The organism is Pseudomonas sp. 1L-B-1-E-C1, from assembly GCF_057291835.1.
The window spans coordinates 731,192-749,205 of record NZ_JBXAWN010000001.1 but is presented as its reverse complement, the minus strand read 5'-3'; the positions used below and the strand labels follow the sequence as shown (position 1 = coordinate 749,205).

Here is an 18,014-nt window from a genome sequence, read left to right as displayed (position 1 = left end):
CTGTTGATCTTGATTTTCACCACCAGATCAAAAAGATCGCAGCCTTCGGCAGCTCCTACAGGGGAACGCATTTCCAAACTGTGGGAGCGAGCCTGCTCGCGAAGGCGTCGGATCAGACAACCTCATTCAGGATCAGCGTGCGGTAATGCCCCGGGTTCGACCCCGACCACTTGCGAAACGCCTTATAGAACGAGCTGACATCAGCAAAGCCCAGCCTCGCGGCAATCTCGACAAAACTGATCGAAGGCTCCGCCAGCCAAGTAATCGCCAGCTCCTTGCGCACGCTGTCCTTGAGCCCCTGCCAGGTCTGCCCTTCCTCGGCCAGACGCCGGCGTAATGTCGACGCGGACATGCACAGCTGCTGAGCCAGCGCTTCGGTTTCCGGCCAGTGCTCGGCGGGCAGTTGCCGCAGATCCTGCTTGATGCGGCTGGCGAGGCTATCGGGATCGCGGTACTTGACCAAAATGTTCGCCGGCGCCTGGGCGAGAAAGCGCTTCAGCTCTTCGGCGCTGCGCTTGATTGGCAAATCGAGGCAATCGGCGGAAAAAATCATTCGCGTGCGCGGACGTTCGAAACGCAGGTTTTCCGAGAACATCACACGGTAGTCGTCGGTGAAATCCGGTTCGGCGCAGCGCAGTTCAATCGCCAGAATCGGAATCCGCCGCCCGGCCAGCCAGCACGCCACGCCGTGGACGATCATCCAGTAAGTGAAATAGGTGAACGCACGGCGCGGTTCGGCGTCGTCTTCGAGCAGGACAATTTCGGCAAGGCTCTGCTGATGCACCAGTTGCGCCGGCAGTTTTTCCAGCATTAGCGAAAGGAAAGCCAGACCAGTGTCCAGCGCTGGCGCCAGCGTTGGTTGCGCCATGGCGCTGCGACACAGGAACGCGAGGCTGCCGGACTTGAGCCTGCGCGGGTCCATACCGAAGAACTCATCATCGCCGCGCCGGGCCAAAAAACGCCAGAGCCTGGCGTATTGCGAGGCCGGCACCCTGCCCTCGTCGGCCGTTAACAGCGCCGGATCGATGCCGACCTTGCTCAACGCTTCATCCGTGGCTGCGCCCGCAGCACAACTCTGCAGCAGCGCCTCGCGCACCAGTTGAATGGCAATGGTGTCTTTTTCCGCCATGGAGCGAGGTGAGCCTTGTTGTTTTTCGGTGATGGGCATCTTAACCCAGCTGCTGAAGTCACCGCAGGGCCAATGTGGGAGCGAGCCTGCTCGCGAACGCGGTGTGTCAGATAAAGAAATGTCACAGGCATACCGCATTCGCGAGCAGGCTCGCTCCCACGGGAATCACAGTTGTTCAGCTGAGGTTCAGCTAAATGTCAATGAATGCCATTTGGGAATGAGTGTCATTATGTTACAACTTAGCCACCTATCTAAATCGTTGTGGCTGCCGAATGCTCGTTCCCTTTTTGATCATGTTGCGCGAAGGCATCGAGGCCGCGCTTATCGTCGGCATCATTGCCAGTTACTTGCAGCAGACCGGCCGCGGCCAGTGGATGCCCGCCGTATGGATCGGCATCTTCCTCGCGGCCGCCCTCGCCCTGCTGGTCGGCGGTGGCCTGGAATTGGTCAGTGCCGAGTTCCCGCAAAAGCAGCAGGAACTGTTCGAGGGCATCGTCGGTCTGGTCGCGGTGGGCATTCTCAGTTCGATGGTGTTCTGGATGCGCAAGGTCGCGCGGTCGATCAAGCATTCGCTGCAGGCCTCACTGGATGAGGCGCTGGCGGCCTCCAGGCATCAGGTGATTGCGCTGATCGCCATGGTCTTTTTCGCTGTCGCTCGCGAAGGCCTGGAAACGGTGTTTTTCCTGCTTGCCGTGTTCCAGCAGAGCGAAGGCCCGGGCGCGCCGATCGGCGCCCTGCTCGGCCTGATTCTGGCGGTGATCGTCGGTTTCCTTATCTACAGCGGCAGCATGCGCCTCAATCTTTCGGCGTTCTTCAAATGGACCGGTTTGTTCATCCTCGTGGTCGCCGCCGGGATCCTCGCCAACTCGGTGCAGGCGCTGCATGAAGCCGGGCTGTGGAATCACCTGCAGACCGTGCTCTTCGACTTCAGCGCGACGCTGCCGATGGACGGCCCGCTGGGCTCGGTGCTGGCCGGCATGTTCGGTTATCAGGATGCGCCGACCGTCAGCACCCTCGGCGCTTACCTGATCTATCTGCTGCTGGCGCTGGTGATGTTCTTCATGCCCGCGCCCCGCCAGGCGCCGTCAACGACTTCCATTTCCAGCCAATAAGGGCATCCATGTCTGATATTCAAACCCCTCCGGCCTTGCGTTGGGCGCTGACCGGCTCGGTTCTGCTGATGATCGCCGCCGGCGGCCTGTTCTGGTACGCCTCGAACATGGCTGCCACCAAGCGTCAGCACAACCACGACGAAATCGTCGTCAACATCCATCCGCACAGCTGCGAGCCGAATGCGCTGACCGTGCCGGCCGGCCGCGCCAGTTTCCGCATCGTCAACCGCTCCGAGCGTGCGGTCGAGTGGGAAATTCTCGACGGCGTGCTGGTGGTCGAAGAACGGGAAAACATCGCGCCAGGCCTGAGCCAGGTGATCAACGCCAACCTGCAACCGGGCGACTACGCGATCACCTGCGGCTTGCTCAGCAACCCGCGCGGCACTTTGCACGTGACGCCGACGGCCGCTTCCGATGCCGCCGCCAAGGCCAAGCCGTCGATGGTGGCTTTCGTCGGGCCGCTGTCGGAATTTCGCGTGTATCTGGCCGTTCAGGGCAGTGCCTTGATCAAAGCGGTGACAGCACTTGATCAGGCGATCGCCAGCGGCGATCTGGATCAGGCGCGAGCGCTGTACCTGCCGGCGCGTGCTGCTTATCAACGTCTGGCGCCGGCGGCGCAGCGTCTGGCCGAGCTGGATAATCACATCAACGCCCGCGCCGATTATTTCGAGAAGCGCGAGCAGGATCCGGCGTTTGTCGGCTTTCACCGCCTCGAATATGCCCTGTTCCAGCAGCGCAATCTTGATGAACTCGCGCCGATCAGCCAGCGGCTGGTCGCCGACGTCACAATGCTCAAGCAGCAGTTGCTCGCGCAGTCGCTGCCGCCGGAGCAATTGGTGAGCATCGTCGTGCGCAACCTCAACAGCCTCGCCGACGTGCGCGCTGGCAGCGGCGAAGAAGAACGCTACAGCCACAGCGATCTCAACGGTTTTGCCGCCAACGGGCAAACCGCGCACAAAGTCGTCGACCTGTTGCGGCCGATGCTGAGCAAATCCGCCGCAGACGTATTGGCGAAAGTCGACCAGGCGCTGGGCGACTTCGACAGCCAGCTCGACGCGTTCAAATCGGCCGACGGCTATGTCAGCTACGACGCCGTAACCGCCGCACAACGCCAGCAGATCGCCGCCAAAGCCAAGGCCCTGGCCACCGCGCTGGATGGCATCGACCCCGCCCTCGGCCTTTCCGGCCTGTAAGCAGAAGACCACCCGATGAACGATTCAGAACCTCTCAACCTGCAACGGCGCCGCGTGCTGATGGGCATGGGCGCCGCCGGTGTTGCCCTCGCCGGATCGGCCCTGAGCTGCCCGGCCATGGCCGCCGCACCGGCACAAGTCACCGAAGCACCGAGCAGCGACAAGACCGAAGACCGTCACGATTTCCACGGCGTGCACCAGACTGGCATCGTCACCCCGCGCCCGGCCTCGGGCATGCTGGTGGCGTTCGATGTGCTGGCGACCGATCGCGAAGATCTCGAGCGACTGTTCCGCACTCTCAACGAACGCATCGCGTTTTTGATGAAGGGCGGCCCGGTCGCGCAGATCGATCCGAAACTGCCGCCGCCGGACTCCGGTATCCTCGGCCCGGTGGTCACCCCGGACAACCTGACCATCACTGTTTCCGTGGGGGACTCGCTGTTCGACGAGCGCTTCGGTCTCGCGGCGGCAAAGCCCAAGCGTCTGCAACGCATGGTCGGTTTCCCTAATGACGCGCTGGATGCGGATTGCTGCCATGGCGACTTGAGCCTGCAGTTCTGCGCCAACACCGCTGATACCAACATTCATGCCCTGCGCGACATCGTAAAGAACCTGCCCGACCTGCTGCTGGTGCGCTGGAAGCAGGAAGGCAGCGTACCGCCGCAAGCGCCGGCCAAACCCGGTGCACCGGCACAGTCGGCGCGCAACTTTCTCGGCTTTCGCGACGGTTCGGCCAACCCCGATTCCAACGACGCCAAGGCCATGGAGCGGATTGTCTGGGTGCAACCGGGCAGTGACGAGCCGGCCTGGGCTGCCCATGGCAGTTATCAAGCGGTACGGATCATCCGCAACTTCGTCGAGCGCTGGGATCGCACGCCCTTGCAGGAGCAGGAAAGCATTCTCGGCCGGGTCAAGAGCAGCGGCGCGCCCATGGGTGGACACAGCGAAAGCCAAGTGCCGGATTACAGCCAGGACCCGGCCGGCAAGCTGACCAAGCTCGATGCGCACATTCGTCTGGCCAACCCGCGCACCGCCGCGACCCAGGCCAATCTGATCCTGCGTCGGCCCTTCAACTATTCCAACGGTGTCAACAAGAATGGTCAGCTCGACATGGGCCTGCTGTTCATCTGCTACCAGGCCGATCTGGAACAAGGCTTTATCACCGTGCAGACCCGCCTCAACGGCGAACCGCTTGAGGAATACCTCAAACCGGTCGGCGGCGGTTATTTCTTCACCCTGCCCGGCGTAACCGGCGATGACGATTTCATCGGCCGCTCGTTACTGGCTGCCACCTCCCACAACAAAACCGCATGACACCCAACCGACACTGGAGCCGCCCCATGAAAAAGACGCCACTCGCGTTATTACTGACCCTTGGTTTGCTCAATACCCCGCTGTCGGCGTTCGCCGCGACCGCGCCGCTGGATCTGGTGGGGCCGGTGTCGGACTACAAGATTTACGTCACCGAGAAGCTCGATGAGCTGGCCAGCCACACTCAGCAGTTCACCGACGCGGTGAAGAAAGGCGATCTGGCCACCGCGCAGAAGCTCTACGCGCCGACGCGGGTTTATTACGAGTCGATCGAGCCGATTGCCGAGCTGTTCAGTGATCTCGATGCGTCCATCGACTCACGGGTCGACGACCACGAGAAAGGCGTGAAAGCTGAAGATTTCACTGGCTTCCACCGGATTGAATATTCGCTGTTCGCGGAGAAATCCACCCAGGGTCTGGATGCACTGGCCGACGGTTTGAACAAGGACGTGCAAGACCTGCAAACCCGTGTCGCCGGCCTGACCTTCCCGCCCGAGAAAGTCGTCGGCGGCGCTGCTGCGCTGTTGGAAGAAGTCGCGGCGACAAAGATTTCCGGCGAGGAAGACCGCTACAGCCACACCGACCTGTACGACTTCCAGGGCAACATCGACGGGGCGAAGAAAATCGTCGATCTGTTCCGTTCGCAGGTCGAACAGCAGGACAAGGCATTTGTAGCGAAAGTCGACAAGAACTTCGCCACGGTCGACAAGATTCTCGCCAAGTACAAGACCGCGGATGGCGGCTTTGAAACCTATGACAAAGTGAAGGACAACGACCGCAAAGCGCTGGTCGGGCCGGTGAATACGCTGGCGGAGGATTTGTCGATGATGCGCGGGAAGCTGGGTCTGAACTGACAGATTTGATTTGTCAGGAGCAAAGATCGCAGCCTTCGGCAGCTCCTACATTGGGCGGCGTACACCCTGTAGGAGCTGCCGAAGGCTGCGATCTTCTGCTTTTAACGATCAAAGAATCCGGTACAGCAACCGCTCAATCCTCACCCGACTCACCCGCTTGAGAAACTTCGCCACCCCCGCCGGGTAATCCGGCAGTGTCTCCAGGGTCTGGAAGCTGTCGATCCGCGTGGTATGGCGGAAGATGTTCTCCAGCTCTTTCGCCCGTGGCTCCAGCCATTCGCCTTGCGGGTCGTCGATCAGCAGCGCGTTTTCCAGATCCAGACGGAACGCCCGCGGGTTGAGGTTGTTGCCGGTCAGCAAGGTGTAGCGCTGATCGATCCACATGCCCTTGAGGTGATAAGTGTTGTCGCCGTCGCGCCACAGGTGCAGGTTCAGCTGGCCGCTGTCGATGCTGTGCTGATGGCGTTTGGCGAAGCGGCGCAGGCTGATCTCGTACAGATACGGCAGCGCGGCGATCACCTTGAACGGCTCGCTCGGCGGAATGTAGAAATCGTTGGCGGTCTTGTCACCGACCACGATATCGATCTTCACGCCACGAGCCAGCGCACGGTTGATCTCGCGGATCACGCCCAGTGGCAGGTTGAAGTACGGCGTGCAGATGGTCAGCTGCTTTTGCGCGCTGGCGATCAGTTCGAGGATCGCCCGGTTCAGCGGGTTGTTCTTGCCGACGCCGAGCAGCGGCGTGACCGACAGCCCTTCTCTGCTGGTGCTACCGGCGCTGGTGTCGTAGGTCGCGTATTTGAGGCGGCTGCGCAGGTCACCGATGTCGTTGCGCAGGCTGCGCGTGCTCGGCAGGTTCGGCAGGTCGAGGCGATGCACGGCTTTCGATTCGATCAGGCCATGCTTGACCAGGTGATGCATCGAATCCGCCAACTCACGACTGTGCAGCACGTGGTAACGGTCGAAGCGATATTTGTCGAGTTTGTGCAGGTAAACGTTGTTCAGGCTGGCGCCGCTGTAGACCACATTGTCGTCGATGACGAAGCCTTTGAGGTGCAGCACGCCGAACAGCTCGCGGGTCTGCACCGGCACGCCGTAGATCGGCACTTCGCTTTGATGCGCGCGGGTCATGTCCTGATACCAGGCGGCGTTGCCGGGCTGCTTGCCCGCGCCGATCAGACCGCGCTGGGCGCGCAACCAGTCAACCACCACGGCAATTTCCAGCTCGGGACGCTTGAGTTTGGCAGCGTGCAGGGCATCGAGGATTTCCTGACCGGCTTCATCCTGCTGCAGATACAGCGCGACGATGTAGATGCGCTGGGTCGCTGCGGCGATTTGCTCGAGCAGGCAGCGTCGGAATTCGGCAGCACTGGACAGAATGCTCACCGCCTCGGCGGTCAGCGCGAAGCTGCGCAGTTTGGGCAGCAGAGAACGTTTGAAAAGCAACGGCATAAGGCTCGCAAGGTTCGATTCCGAAGAGTTTGAGAGCTTACACCATCGTCTGCGCCGGGTCTTCTCAGTGTCGGTTGAAATGCAGTCCCCTGTGGGAGCGAGCCTGCTCGCGAAAGCGATTTCACAGACGCAATACATATCCGCTTGACCAAGGAGAACATCCGTTCTACTGTTCGTCGCATGAACGAACCAATCAGCAATGACACACGCGACATCATTCTGGATGTCACCGAAAAGTTGATCTACAAAAGTGGCATCGCTGCCACCAGCATGGATCTTCTGGTGAAGACCGCCGGCGTCTCCAGAAAAAGCATTTACCGCTACTTTGCCGACAAGGACGCGCTGGTCGTCGCAGCCCTGCAACGACGCGATATCCGCTGGATGCACTGGTACAGAGGCGCTGTCGAGCAGGCTGAAACCCCGGCTGATCGCCTGCTCAACCTGTTTACCGTGCTCAAGGGCTGGTTCGGCTCGGAAGGCTTTCGCGGCTGCGCCTTTATCAACACCAGCGGCGAAACCGGCGATCCCCAGGACCCGGTGCGGCTGGTGGCCAAAGAACACAAACAGAAGCTGCTCGACTACGTGTGCGAGCTGTGTACCGAATATGGCGCCGAGGATCCGCAACTACTGGCCAGACAGTTGCTGATTCTGATTGAAGGCGCCATTACCGTAGCGCTTGTGATGGGTGATCACAGTGCCGCCGATAATGCGCAATGCATGGCGCGTAAGTTATTGGGCCTGTAACTCTAAATAAGCCTGACCCGTTGTTAGTTCATCAAATGAATCAGGAGATTGAATATGTCTGCTGCAGCCCAGGTACGTCCGCCATTGCCACCGTTCAATCGTGAATCGGCCATCGAAAAAGTGCGCCTCGCTGAAGATGGCTGGAACACCCGCGATCCGGAAAAGGTCTCGCTCGCCTACACCCTCGATACCAAATGGCGCAACCGCGCCGAGTTCGCCAACAACCGCGAAGAAGCCAAGGCCTTCCTCACGCGCAAATGGGCGAAAGAACTGGATTATCGCTTGATCAAAGAACTGTGGGCCTACTCCGACACCCGTATCGCCGTGCGTTATGCCTATGAATGGCACGATGATTCGGGCAACTGGTTCCGCTCGTACGGCAACGAGAACTGGGAGTTCGATGACAACGGCCTGATGTTCCAGCGTTATGCCTGCATCAATGACATGCCGATCAAGGAAAGCGAACGCAAATTCCACTGGCCGCTGGGCCGCCGGCCGGATGACCATCCGGGGCTGTCTGACCTCGGTCTCTAATGTCAATGGGTTCCCATGTGGGAGCGAGCTTGCTCGCGAAGGCGCTTCTTCAGTCGATACAAATGTCACTGTGATATCGCTTTCGCGAGCAAGCTCGCTCCCACAAGTTGGCCGGCTCACCTCAGAATAATGTTAAGCATGGGACCTTGTGGGAGCGAGCCTGCTCGCGAATAGGCCCTGCGGCTCGCCGCATCAGTTCGATACAGGTAACATAACCGCCCTCCCCGCAGCTCACGTCCTGCGCCTTGCCGAATAAGCCGACTCCATGCCTTTCGAACTCAGCGTTGACCTCACCACCCTGGCCATTCTGGCTGCCGTTGCCTTCCTTGCCGGTTTCATCGATGCCATTGCTGGTGGTGGCGGTCTGTTGACCACGCCGGCGCTGCTGACGGCAGGCCTGCCGCCGCATCTGGTGCTGGGCACCAACAAGCTGAGTTCGACCTTTGGTTCGGCAACCGCCAGTTTCACCTTCTACAGACGCAAACTGTTTCATCCGCGACAATGGACCCACGCGATCGTCGGCACTCTGGTCGGCGCGCTCACGGGTGCGGTGGTCGCACATTACTTGCCCGCCGAATGGCTGAACAAGATGCTGCCGGTGATCGTTTTCGCTTGCGGTTTGTATCTACTGTTTGGCGGGACGCCGAAGGCGCCGCTGGACAGCGACGCGCCGATCAAAAAGAAATGGCAATCGACCCAGGGCTTCAGCCTCGGCTTCTACGATGGCGTGGCCGGACCCGGCACGGGCGCGTTCTGGACAGTGAGCAGTCTGCTGCTGTACCCGATCGATCTGGTCAAGGCCAGCGGCGTGGCGCGGAGCATGAACTTTGTCAGCAACATCGCAGCGTTGTCGGTGTTCATCTTTTCCGGCCAGGTCGACTGGATCATCGGCCTGTGCATGGGCCTGTCGGTGATGGTTGGGGCTTTCTTCGGCGCGCGCACCGCGATCAGCGGCGGCGCCAAGTTCATTCGTCCGGTGTTCATCACCGTCGTGCTTGGCCTGACCGTGCGCCTAGCCTGGCAGCACTGGTTCAGCGTGGCCTAAGCGCCGCGCCACGTAGACATCGATCAGGTACCGGGCAATCGAACGCGACGCCGGCAGCGGCGGCAGTTCATGCACGTTGAACCACTGCGCGTCTTCGATCTCGTCTTCCTGACAGACAATCTCGCCACCGGCGTATTCGGCATGGAAGCCGAGCATCATCGAATGCGGGAACGGCCAGCACTGGCTGCCGATGTACTGGATGTTCTTCACCTCGATCTGCACTTCTTCGCGCACTTCGCGAATCAGACAATCCTCGGCCGATTCCCCCGGCTCCGCGAAACCGGCCAAGGTGCTGTAAACCCCGGTGACGAAGCGCGGCGAGCGCGCCAGCAGGATCTCGTCGCCACGGGTGATCAGCACGATCATGCTCGGTGAGATTCGCGGATAACTGCGCAGATCGCACGGCTGGCAATACATCGCGCGCTCGCGCGGCACCTGCGTCATCGGCTGGCCGCAGTTACCGCAGAAGCGATGCTCGCGCGCCCAAGTGCCAATCTGCGCGGCATAACCGAGCACCTTGTACAGCGTGTGATCACCCTCCAGCATGAACGCGCGCAAGCCTTTCCAGCCGCAACCGGGCACTTCGCTGACACTGCGCAACTCCAGCAGATAGACCGGTTCGCCATCGAGATGACCAATGCCGTGCTCGGCAAGAACCGCAAGGTCCTGGCGCTTGAGCCATTCGCGCGGGAACAGTGCGCCGTTGTCATCGCACAGAAAGCCTTCCGGGCTACGCGCCACGGCCCAGCCGCCGGGTTGATCGGTGTCGAGTACTGCAGTGGTCCAGCGAGAGATCATGGTTAACTCAATCCAGAAATTCGGGTTTCTGTTTGCTCATATGGGCGGCCATGGCCACGCGCAGATCGGTGGATTGCAACATGGCGGCGTTCCAGGTGGCAACGTATTCGAGACCGTCGTCGATGCGATGGTCGCGCATGTAGCTGATCATTTCCTTGGTGCCGGTCACGGCAATCGGCGACTTGGCAGCGATGTCACGGGCAATGTCGAACACGCCTTCGAGCAACGTGTCCTTGTCGCTGTAGACGCGATTGACCAGGCCCATGCTGCGCGCTTCTTCGGCACCGAAGGTACGACCGGTGTAAGCCAGTTCGCGCAGCATGCCGTCTCCGATGATTCGCGGCAACCGTTGCAACGTGCCGACGTCGGCGGCCATGCCGATATCGATTTCCTTGATCGAGAACTGCGCGTCCTCGGCGGCGTAGCGCATGTCACACGCTGCGATCAGATCGATGGCCCCGCCCAGGCAATAGCCCTGAATGGCGGCAAGCACCGGTTTGCGGCAATTGTCGACGGCGTTGAACGAAGCCTGCAGGTTGAGGATCTTGCGCCGCAACAGGCGTGCATTGCGGCCCACATCCTTGCCCAGTTCATTGGCGACGCCGGCGAGCATCATCAGGTCGATGCCGGAGGAAAAATGTTTGCCATTTCCGCTGAGAACCACCACGCGGACTTCGTCGGTGTCGTCGATCCATTGAAAGATCTCGACAATCTCACTCCAGAACGCAGCGTTCATCGCATTGATCTTTTCCGGGCGATTGATCTGCACATGGGCGATGTTATCGGCCAGTTCGACGCTGAAGGCGGAGTATTGAGTCATGGCAGTGGTCCTTTACCGGGCTGGAAAATAAGGCCCGAACTATAACAAGGCAATGGGGTGGCGGTTCGGCCAAATGCGGGACTGCCTGGCGCACTGATTCTGTAGGAGCTGCCGAAGGCTGCGATCTTTTGGGACGCAGAGCGTCCCGGGCTGCATTCCCACGCAGAGCGTGGGAACAGTCAAGATCAAAAGATCGCAGCCTTCGGCAGCTCCTACACGGAGTGCGCGTCAGATTGAGGGTTTCAGACCGATTTTGTACAACGAGCCATTCTCGTCATCCGTCAGCACATACAAATAGCCATCCGGTCCCTGCCGCACATCACGGATGCGTTGATTCAACTCACCCAGCAGACGCTCTTCATGCACGACCTTGTCGCCATCGAACTGCAGGCGAATCAGTTCCTGGGACACCAGCGCGCCGATGAATGCGTTGTGCTGCCAAGGCTTGAAGCGATCGGCATCGTAAAACGCCATGCCAGTGACACCCGGTGACTTCTCCCAGACGTGATGCGGTGCCACAGTGCCTTCGGCAGTTTTACCCTGCGCCTCCGGAATCGGCTGCATCGAGTAATTGATACCGTGGGTTGCCAACGGCCAGCCGTAGTTTTTACCGCGCTCGATGATGTTCACTTCATCGCCGCCACGGGGCCCGTGTTCGTTCTCCCACAACGTGCCGGTCCACGGATTGAGCGCCGCGCCCTGCGGATTGCGCAGACCGTAGGACCAGATTTCCGGCCGAACGCCAGATTGGCCAACGAAAGGGTTATCGTCCGGCACTTTACCGTCGGGGTAGATGCGCACGACTTTACCTTGCAGCTTGTCGAGATCCTGCGCTGTCGGCCGATCGTTGTTTTCGCCGAGCGTGATGAACAGATACCCGTCACGATCGAAAACCAGCCGCGACCCAAAATGGTTGCTCACCGAAAGTTTCGGTTCCTGACGGAAGATTACGTTGAAGTCCTTAAGCGTCTTCAGGTCCTCGGAAAGTCGTCCGCGCCCTACCGCTGTGCCAGCCTTGCCACCCACGCCACCGCCCTCGGCATACGAAAGGTAAACCATACGGTCCTGCTTGAAGTCCGGTGACAGCACTACATCGAGCAAACCGCCCTGCCCTTTGGCCCAGACTTGTGGCACGCCGCTGATCGGCTCCGACAACTTGCCGTCCTTGCTCACGACGCGCAGACGGCCCGGCCGCTCGGTGACCAGCATGCCTTTCTGATCAGGCAGGAACGCCAGCGCCCACGGATGTTCCAGGCCTTGGGCGATGGTGGTGACTTCAAGAATGCCCTGTTCGCTTTTCAGCTCTTTGGGCGCGGCGGCGAATGCCGGGGCGCTGATCAGCGCGGCGGCGCAGCAAGTGGCTAGAAGGGTTTTACGCAACATGCACGATTCCTTTTGTTCGATTGAAGGGCTGACAGAACTTTAGTACTGCCGTTCAACGGTTGCTGCCGGTGCCCCGTGAGGGCGGGTTGGGAATGAAGGTCGGCGGATTGCTCGGCACCGAGCGAATCGGTTGACCATTGCCGATGCCGCGATTTTCCACGGTCGGCTGACGTGGCACGGGAACGGTGTTCGGCCCGCGAAGGGGCGGCGCGCTGGGCTGGGTGCCCTGCATGCTGTTGGGATTGGCCCGGCGGATCGGACTGTTGTAGGGATTGTTGCCATTGCCGGTCGGGCTTTGTGCCAGCACGATGTCGGCATGAACCAGACCGCCACTGAGGGTCAGGACGGCGATGCCAATCAGAAACCGGTTCATGAGAAATGCCTCTCGATGTGCATGGACTAGAGCCTTGGAGCCCACGCTACGCCGTGGGTTCGGATTTGTTAACCCTCGCCCCTTAAACAACATGTAACACGGCTTGACCGTGTCGCCGGAAGCCCCCGCAATCATTGGAAACTTTCTCGCCGCGCCACGGGTCACCTGATCATCACTCGGAGGACAGGTCATGGCTCGGGCAATCTGGAAAGGCGCAATCAGTTTTGGACTGGTACACATCCCCGTGGCGCTGGTTTCAGCGACGTCGTCCCAAGGCGTGGACTTCGACTGGCTCGACAGCCGCAGCATGGACCCGGTGGGCTACAAACGCATCAACAAGGTCACCGGCAAGGAAGTCACCAAAGAAAATATCGTCAAAGGCGTGGCTTACGAAAAAGGCCGCTACGTGGTGCTCAGCGAGGAAGAAATCCGCTCGGCGCACCCGGTCTCCACGCAGACCATCGACATTTTCTCTTTCGTCGACGCCGAACAGATCCCGCTGCAGAACATCGACACGCCCTACTACCTGGCGCCGGACAAACGCGGCGGCAAGGTGTACGCGTTGCTGCGCGAAACCTTGAGCAAAACCAACAAGGTCGCCCTCGCCCGCGTCGTCCTGCACACCCGCCAATACCTGGCGGCGCTGATGCCGCTGGAGTCGGCGCTGGTTCTGGTGAAGCTGCGCTGGCCGCAGGAAGTACGCAGCCTCGATGAATTGGCGCTGGGCAGTGAAGTGACCAAGCCGCAACTGGCCAAGGGCGAGCTGGACATGGCTAAACGTCTGGTTGAAGACATGACCGCGGAGTGGACGCCGGAGGATTACAAGGACGAATTCGAAGACAAGATCATGGCCCTGGTTGAGAAGAAGGCCCACGAAGGCAAGATCGAGGATGTCGAGACCGCCACTGGCGAGGAAGAGCGCAAGACGGCCGATGTTATCGACCTGACCGAGCTGCTCAAACGCAGCCTCGGCGGCAAGGCACCGGCCAAGCCCAAGGCCAAATCAACCAGCAAGGCGGCGCCGGCGAAGAAGACTCGGAAGGCGTCTGGGGAGTAAGTGTTGAATCAGATCTAAATGATTTGCAGCTGAAGGCCCCTTCGCGAGCAGGCTCGCTCCCACAGAGGGTTTAGGTTGGATGAAATATTAGCATTCACCCAAATCAAATGTGGGAGCGAGCCTGCTCGCGAAGAGGCCGGTACTGACACCGCAAATCTTCAGATCAGAATAAAGATCGCCAACAGCGCCGCAAAAATCGCCCACTTCTCCAGGTAATACCGGGTGCGGTTGCGCTTCTTCAGCTCTTTGCCGCGCAAACGGATCTTGTAGATTTTGGTAAACAAACGGTTGATGCCACCGGTCTTGTCCCCAGCATCATTCGGCGCGCCCGCCGCCGACATCACCGTGCGACTGAACCAGCGATTGAACGCCGCCGCCCAGCGGTATTTCAGCGGCCGCTCGATATCGCAGAACAGAATGATCCGGTTCTGCTCAGTGGTGTTTTCCGCGTAATGAATAAACGTCTCGTCGAACATCACCGCTTCGCCATCGCGCCAGTGATAGTTCTCGCCATCGACGTTGATGTAGCAGCCAGGGTCGTTCGGCGTATCCAGGCCCAGGTGATAGCGATAGGAACCGGCGTAAGGGTCGCGATGGCGCACCAGCTTCGAGCCCGGCGGCAACTCGGCAAACATCGCCGCCTTGATCGAGCCGATGCTCTGCACCAGCTCGGTGGTGCGCGGGCACAGCTTCATTGCCGACGGATGACTGTCGCCGTACCACTTCAGATAAAAGCGCTTCCAGCCAGTCTTGAAGAAGGAGTTGAAGCCGACATCGTCATACTGGTTCGAACGCTTGATTTCGCCGGCACGCAGCAGGTTCTGGCCTTCCTCGCGAATCTCTTGCCAATGGGCCTGCAACGGGCTCAGATCGGGAAAATCCGCCGGGTTCAGATACGGCTTGTTCGGCATCTTCGAAAAGAGGTACAGGAAGCAGTTGATCGGCGCGAGAAACGTCGAGTGGTCACTCAATTGCCGCCCCAGCTTGTGGCGCACGCGTCCACGCAGGTGAACGTAAGCAATGGAGATGACATAAACAGCGGCAATGATGAGTTTCACGGAAAAGGGTCACACGTCAAAAGTGAACGAACTGCGCGCGTGGCGGCCTTGGGCCCAGCGTCTTATGCAGCGGTCTTGATGCACAGGGCGCGTCCTTGGCCCGCGCCGTTTCCGGGCGCTCGGTGAAAGGGTGGCATTTTAGCCACACTTTGTAACCGATAGTGAACCCTCAACTGTGAAAAACTGTCTTGCACTACTTTTGTGTAATGCCTGCGCGATTGCCAAAGCAGGCGAAGCGCCCGCTGCTCATTTCGATGGAACCACGCTTCACATGCGCTCCTCTATCGCTTACCAATAATGGAGGAACCCCCATGATCGCCCCAGAAACCGGTATGAAACCAGGTCAGCGCTATCGCATTGAGAGCGTCGAGCGCGCACCGCAATTCTCTGGCTTTTTTCTCGATGGAAAGTATTACCTGGGACCTGAACTGCAGACCGCCGTCGGCTGGCTTGAAGGGCAGACTTTCTATTACGACCAGCTCGACCCGACCGGTGAGCCGGTGTATCCGGACCGGATTGCCGGCACGATTGAGGGGCTGACGTTGGTAATGGCGGACGGCTTACGCCTGGAAATCGAAGAAACGCCCTATCTGGCGGAAGCTGCTGCGCCGGTGCGCGCATCCCTCGCCGGGCGGGTCGAGCGAATTTCGCGGCAGCCAATTCGCCCTTCGCCACTGCTGGTGGCCGGGGCTGCGATGCTGGTTGGGGTTTGCCTGCTGACACTCTCGCGCATCAGAAATCGATAAGGCCACCGGCACGAGCAGTGGCCCAATCGTCGGTCACTGCTCGCGGGTTACCGTCAGCGCGACCACCGCGATTCGCTCGGCGCGCTCATATTCAGGCTTGAGCAATTCCTCGCTGAACACATCCGGATCGAGCTCGCGATAGGTCCAGCCGAAACGCTCGCCCTTGAGCAGCGGCGCAACCGCCTCGCGGAACGGATCCTTGCCGGCAACAATCGCGACGCCGGTATACACCAGCAACGTGCCGCCGACTTCCAGACGCGGCAACGCCTCGCGCACGATACGCACCGACAAGCCCTCGCCCAGTGCCCCGCCGCCGTGACGATAGGCGCGCTGTTGCTGGTCGTTCATGTATGGGGGGTTGGCGATGATCAGATCGAACTGCCCTTCGACGCTGGCGAGCAGATCGCTGTGATACACCGACACATTGCTGGCCCCGGCCAGCTCGGCGTTGACCGCACTCATGCGCAACGCCTGCGGGTTGATGTCCACGGCCCACACCTCGGCATCCGGCCGCGCCTTGGCGATAAGCACCGCCCCGGCGCCACTGCCGCAGCCGATATCCACCGCACGTCTTATCGGCGAGAAGCGTTGCTGTAACTGCGCTTCGATGGCCTGGGCGAAGCGGTAGGTATCCGGACCGAAGAACACTGCGTCGCTCGCCGTCGTCGGAAACGCAGAGTGAGCGAATAACCGGTCATTCAGCGTCGACCAGCGCACCTGGCTGCGCCATACGGCGCCATCGCGTTCGACTATGCCAGCCTGCTCCAGGCTGGCCAGTTCGTCTGCGCTGAACAGCTCGGCAGGAAACGGCATCGACCAACCGAACACGTCGCGCAAATCCTTGGCCAAAGGTGTGGCAAAGCGCTGCACAAAGCGTTCGTGGGTCAATGGCGTTGGGGTGATGAAGTGATAACCGCTGTCGAGCAGGCGCTTGCCCAACTCGAACAGCGCTCTGTCCGATGTTTCTTGTGCCGACATGAAAGCTCCTTGTTTCAACGCAAGCGGGCGCGCAGTTGCATGAAGCGACGCGTCGCGAAAAGTCCGGCCGGACGCCAGTGTCGCTGGGGTTGCAACCACGGCAGCAGAATTTCCATTTGCTCGGCGGAAGGCTTGTCAGCCAGCGCGGCTTCGAGGTTGAGCAGATCAGCGTCATCGTCAAAGGTTTCCTCGACGGCGGCTTCGCGGCGCACGTAAGGCCGAGGCCGTGAAGCCGGGCAATCCTCAGTGATCCAGTCGCGCATGAGCTGTTTTTCATAGCCATTGAACACCCCGAACATGGCCGCATCGCTGCCATCGATCAGGCGCCAGAAGCGACTCTCTTCAACCGCCTCACCGCGCTTGATCCAGCTCTTGCGCTCCAACGCGGCGAGGAATTCGCCCATCTGCCCCGGCGTGGCCAACCATTGGTTGATGGTGCGGTTCTCGATGCGGCAGTAATCGGAATGCATGTGCCGGCCGAATACCGCTTTGCGCTCAAGCATGGCGACGACTTCGTGCTGCAAATCAAATTCCTTGATCACCGCGGTGGTGCCCTTGCCGACGTCGTTGAGGCGATAACCGATCGCCATGCGCCGGTAGAACTCATCGCGCTCTTCACCCAGCGGCATCAGCTCGAGCATCGATTGCACAGCCTTGCGCGCATGACCGGTGCTGGCGTTGTCGATGGTCACATGCAGGCGGAAATAATGCGGGTCGATGCCCAGCTCCGCCAGCTCATAGGCAGTGATCAACAAATGCAGCGGCAGTTGTTCGTAGCCGAGGTTGAAGCCGATGACTTCCGGCAGAAACTGCGCGCCGAAGCGCCCCAGCGCCAGTTGCACCGCGCCCTGCAAGAAATACTCGTCGGCAAGGCCGCTCAGATCCGAGCAATCATGCTCGGCAAGGAGCTTGCGATAGATCACCACATGGTTCTGCCGTGGCACGCCTTCGCCCAGTTCTTCCAGGTAGGTGTCGAGCAAATCGTCGAAACGCGGATCCTGCCACTGCGGCAGCAGCCCGGCCAGCCAGGCGCCATCGACCTCTTTGGTCGGTGCCACATGCAAGATGAAATACAACGCGTGGGATTTGTTGCGGAAATAGCGGCGTGGCGCGCCCTGCTGACGTTGTTCCAGGTAATCCGCATATTCGCCAGCGACTTTGGCGCAACGGGTTTCCGACCATTGCAGCAACTCTTCAGCGCTGCCCGGCAAGTCGTCAGGCAGTGCGGCCGCCGTGTTCAATTGTCGACGCAGAAAGTCCAGCGCCGCGCGATCGGCCGTGGAGTCTTCTGCCAACAATCGGTCGTAGAGCCGGCGCTCGGTATCCGCCGGCCTGGATGTTTTACCCGAAGACTTCCTGGTCGGGATTTCGATCAGCGACATGACTCATTCCCCTGCGTTATTGGCATTGCCTGTAAACGAAAGAGT

General features: G+C 60.2%; 18 protein-coding genes. 9 read left to right on the top strand and 9 right to left on the bottom strand.

The genetic code is table 11. The features are described 5' to 3' along the window. Nucleotides 1-112 precede the first annotated feature (112 nt). On the bottom strand, nt 113-1,129 hold the full coding sequence (locus AC0Z4S_RS03235; RefSeq protein WP_485622008.1) for an AraC family transcriptional regulator: 1,017 nt from the start codon (nt 1,127-1,129) through the stop codon (nt 113-115). Between the two features lie 272 nt (nt 1,130-1,401). Here AC0Z4S_RS03235 and efeU point away from each other — a divergent pair, with 272 nt between their 5' ends. Genes efeU through efeO (AC0Z4S_RS03215) form a run of 4 tightly spaced genes read left to right on the top strand, consistent with a single transcriptional unit; the run spans nt 1,402 to nt 5,599 of the window. Next, complete coding sequence (gene efeU, locus AC0Z4S_RS03230; protein WP_485622007.1) at nt 1,402-2,241, top strand: iron uptake transporter permease EfeU; 840 nt, start codon at nt 1,402-1,404, stop codon at nt 2,239-2,241. Nucleotides 2,242-2,249: 8 nt separating this feature from the next. After that, nucleotides 2,250-3,434: an iron uptake system protein EfeO gene (efeO, locus tag AC0Z4S_RS03225; RefSeq protein ID WP_485622006.1), complete on the top strand. Its 1,185-nt coding sequence runs from the start codon at nt 2,250-2,252 to the stop codon at nt 3,432-3,434. 15 nt (nt 3,435-3,449) lie between these two features. Further along, complete coding sequence (gene efeB / locus AC0Z4S_RS03220; protein WP_485622005.1) at nt 3,450-4,748, top strand: iron uptake transporter deferrochelatase/peroxidase subunit; 1,299 nt, start codon at nt 3,450-3,452, stop codon at nt 4,746-4,748. A gap of 26 nt (nt 4,749-4,774) precedes the next feature. Next, nucleotides 4,775-5,599 carry an iron uptake system protein EfeO gene (gene efeO / locus AC0Z4S_RS03215; protein ID WP_083352772.1) on the top strand — a complete coding sequence of 275 codons (825 nt, stop codon included), beginning with the start codon at nt 4,775-4,777 and terminating at the stop codon, nt 5,597-5,599. Nucleotides 5,600-5,707: 108 nt separating this feature from the next. Here efeO (AC0Z4S_RS03215) and pssA read toward each other — a convergent pair whose 3' ends face one another. Continuing rightward, on the bottom strand, nt 5,708-7,051 hold the full coding sequence (gene pssA / locus AC0Z4S_RS03210) for a CDP-diacylglycerol--serine O-phosphatidyltransferase (RefSeq protein ID WP_485622004.1): 1,344 nt from the start codon (nt 7,049-7,051) through the stop codon (nt 5,708-5,710). Nucleotides 7,052-7,231: 180 nt separating this feature from the next. On the opposite strand from pssA, the gene AC0Z4S_RS03205 reads away from it, so the two are divergent. The 3 genes from AC0Z4S_RS03205 (at nt 7,232) to AC0Z4S_RS03195 (ending at nt 9,374) form a co-directional block, all read left to right on the top strand. Then, nucleotides 7,232-7,795, top strand: coding sequence for a TetR/AcrR family transcriptional regulator (locus AC0Z4S_RS03205; RefSeq protein ID WP_485622003.1), 564 nt, complete (start codon nt 7,232-7,234; stop codon nt 7,793-7,795). Nucleotides 7,796-7,849: 54 nt separating this feature from the next. Beyond that, nucleotides 7,850-8,329 (top strand): nuclear transport factor 2 family protein, encoded by a 480-nt coding sequence (locus tag AC0Z4S_RS03200; RefSeq protein WP_485622002.1) that lies wholly within the window; start codon nt 7,850-7,852, stop codon nt 8,327-8,329. Nucleotides 8,330-8,594: 265 nt separating this feature from the next. Next, nucleotides 8,595-9,374 (top strand): TSUP family transporter, encoded by a 780-nt coding sequence (locus AC0Z4S_RS03195; RefSeq protein WP_133337817.1) that lies wholly within the window; start codon nt 8,595-8,597, stop codon nt 9,372-9,374. Here AC0Z4S_RS03195 and nudC read toward each other — a convergent pair. From nudC to AC0Z4S_RS03175, 4 genes are all read right to left on the bottom strand, one after another. Next, a complete protein-coding gene (nudC, locus tag AC0Z4S_RS03190) occupies nt 9,342-10,172 on the bottom strand; it encodes an NAD(+) diphosphatase (protein WP_485622001.1) in 831 nt (276 codons plus the stop codon). The two genes, AC0Z4S_RS03195 and nudC, sit on opposite strands and share 33 nt — an antisense overlap. Nucleotides 10,173-10,179: 7 nt before the next feature. After that, entirely contained in the window at nt 10,180-10,992 is an 813-nt protein-coding gene (locus AC0Z4S_RS03185; RefSeq protein ID WP_471877872.1) for a crotonase/enoyl-CoA hydratase family protein, read from the bottom strand. Nucleotides 10,993-11,220: 228 nt separating this feature from the next. Further along, nucleotides 11,221-12,375, bottom strand: a complete 1,155-nt coding sequence (locus AC0Z4S_RS03180) for a PQQ-dependent sugar dehydrogenase (RefSeq protein ID WP_485622000.1) — start codon at nt 12,373-12,375, stop codon at nt 11,221-11,223. Nucleotides 12,376-12,427: 52 nt separating this feature from the next. Further along, nucleotides 12,428-12,748, bottom strand: a complete 321-nt coding sequence (locus AC0Z4S_RS03175) for a hypothetical protein (protein ID WP_485621999.1) — start codon at nt 12,746-12,748, stop codon at nt 12,428-12,430. Nucleotides 12,749-12,938: 190 nt separating this feature from the next. On the opposite strand from AC0Z4S_RS03175, the gene ku reads away from it, so the two are divergent. After that, nucleotides 12,939-13,805, top strand: coding sequence for a non-homologous end joining protein Ku (gene ku, locus AC0Z4S_RS03170; protein ID WP_471877875.1), 867 nt, complete (start codon nt 12,939-12,941; stop codon nt 13,803-13,805). 158 nt (nt 13,806-13,963) lie between these two features. Here ku and lpxO read toward each other — a convergent pair whose 3' ends face one another. Further along, nucleotides 13,964-14,863 carry a lipid A hydroxylase LpxO gene (gene lpxO / locus AC0Z4S_RS03165; protein WP_485621998.1) on the bottom strand — a complete coding sequence of 300 codons (900 nt, stop codon included), beginning with the start codon at nt 14,861-14,863 and terminating at the stop codon, nt 13,964-13,966. 311 nt (nt 14,864-15,174) lie between these two features. Here lpxO and AC0Z4S_RS03160 point away from each other — a divergent pair, with 311 nt between their 5' ends. Further along, complete coding sequence (locus tag AC0Z4S_RS03160) at nt 15,175-15,609, top strand: short chain dehydrogenase (protein WP_253501742.1); 435 nt, start codon at nt 15,175-15,177, stop codon at nt 15,607-15,609. 33 nt (nt 15,610-15,642) lie between these two features. On the opposite strand, the gene AC0Z4S_RS03155 is transcribed toward AC0Z4S_RS03160, so the two are convergent. Together AC0Z4S_RS03155 and AC0Z4S_RS03150 are read right to left on the bottom strand one after the other, a co-directional pair. Then, a complete protein-coding gene (locus tag AC0Z4S_RS03155) occupies nt 15,643-16,587 on the bottom strand; it encodes a methyltransferase (RefSeq protein WP_485621997.1) in 945 nt (314 codons plus the stop codon). A gap of 14 nt (nt 16,588-16,601) precedes the next feature. Then, complete coding sequence (locus AC0Z4S_RS03150) at nt 16,602-17,969, bottom strand: iron-containing redox enzyme family protein (RefSeq protein ID WP_485621996.1); 1,368 nt, start codon at nt 17,967-17,969, stop codon at nt 16,602-16,604. Nucleotides 17,970-18,014 lie beyond the last annotated feature (45 nt).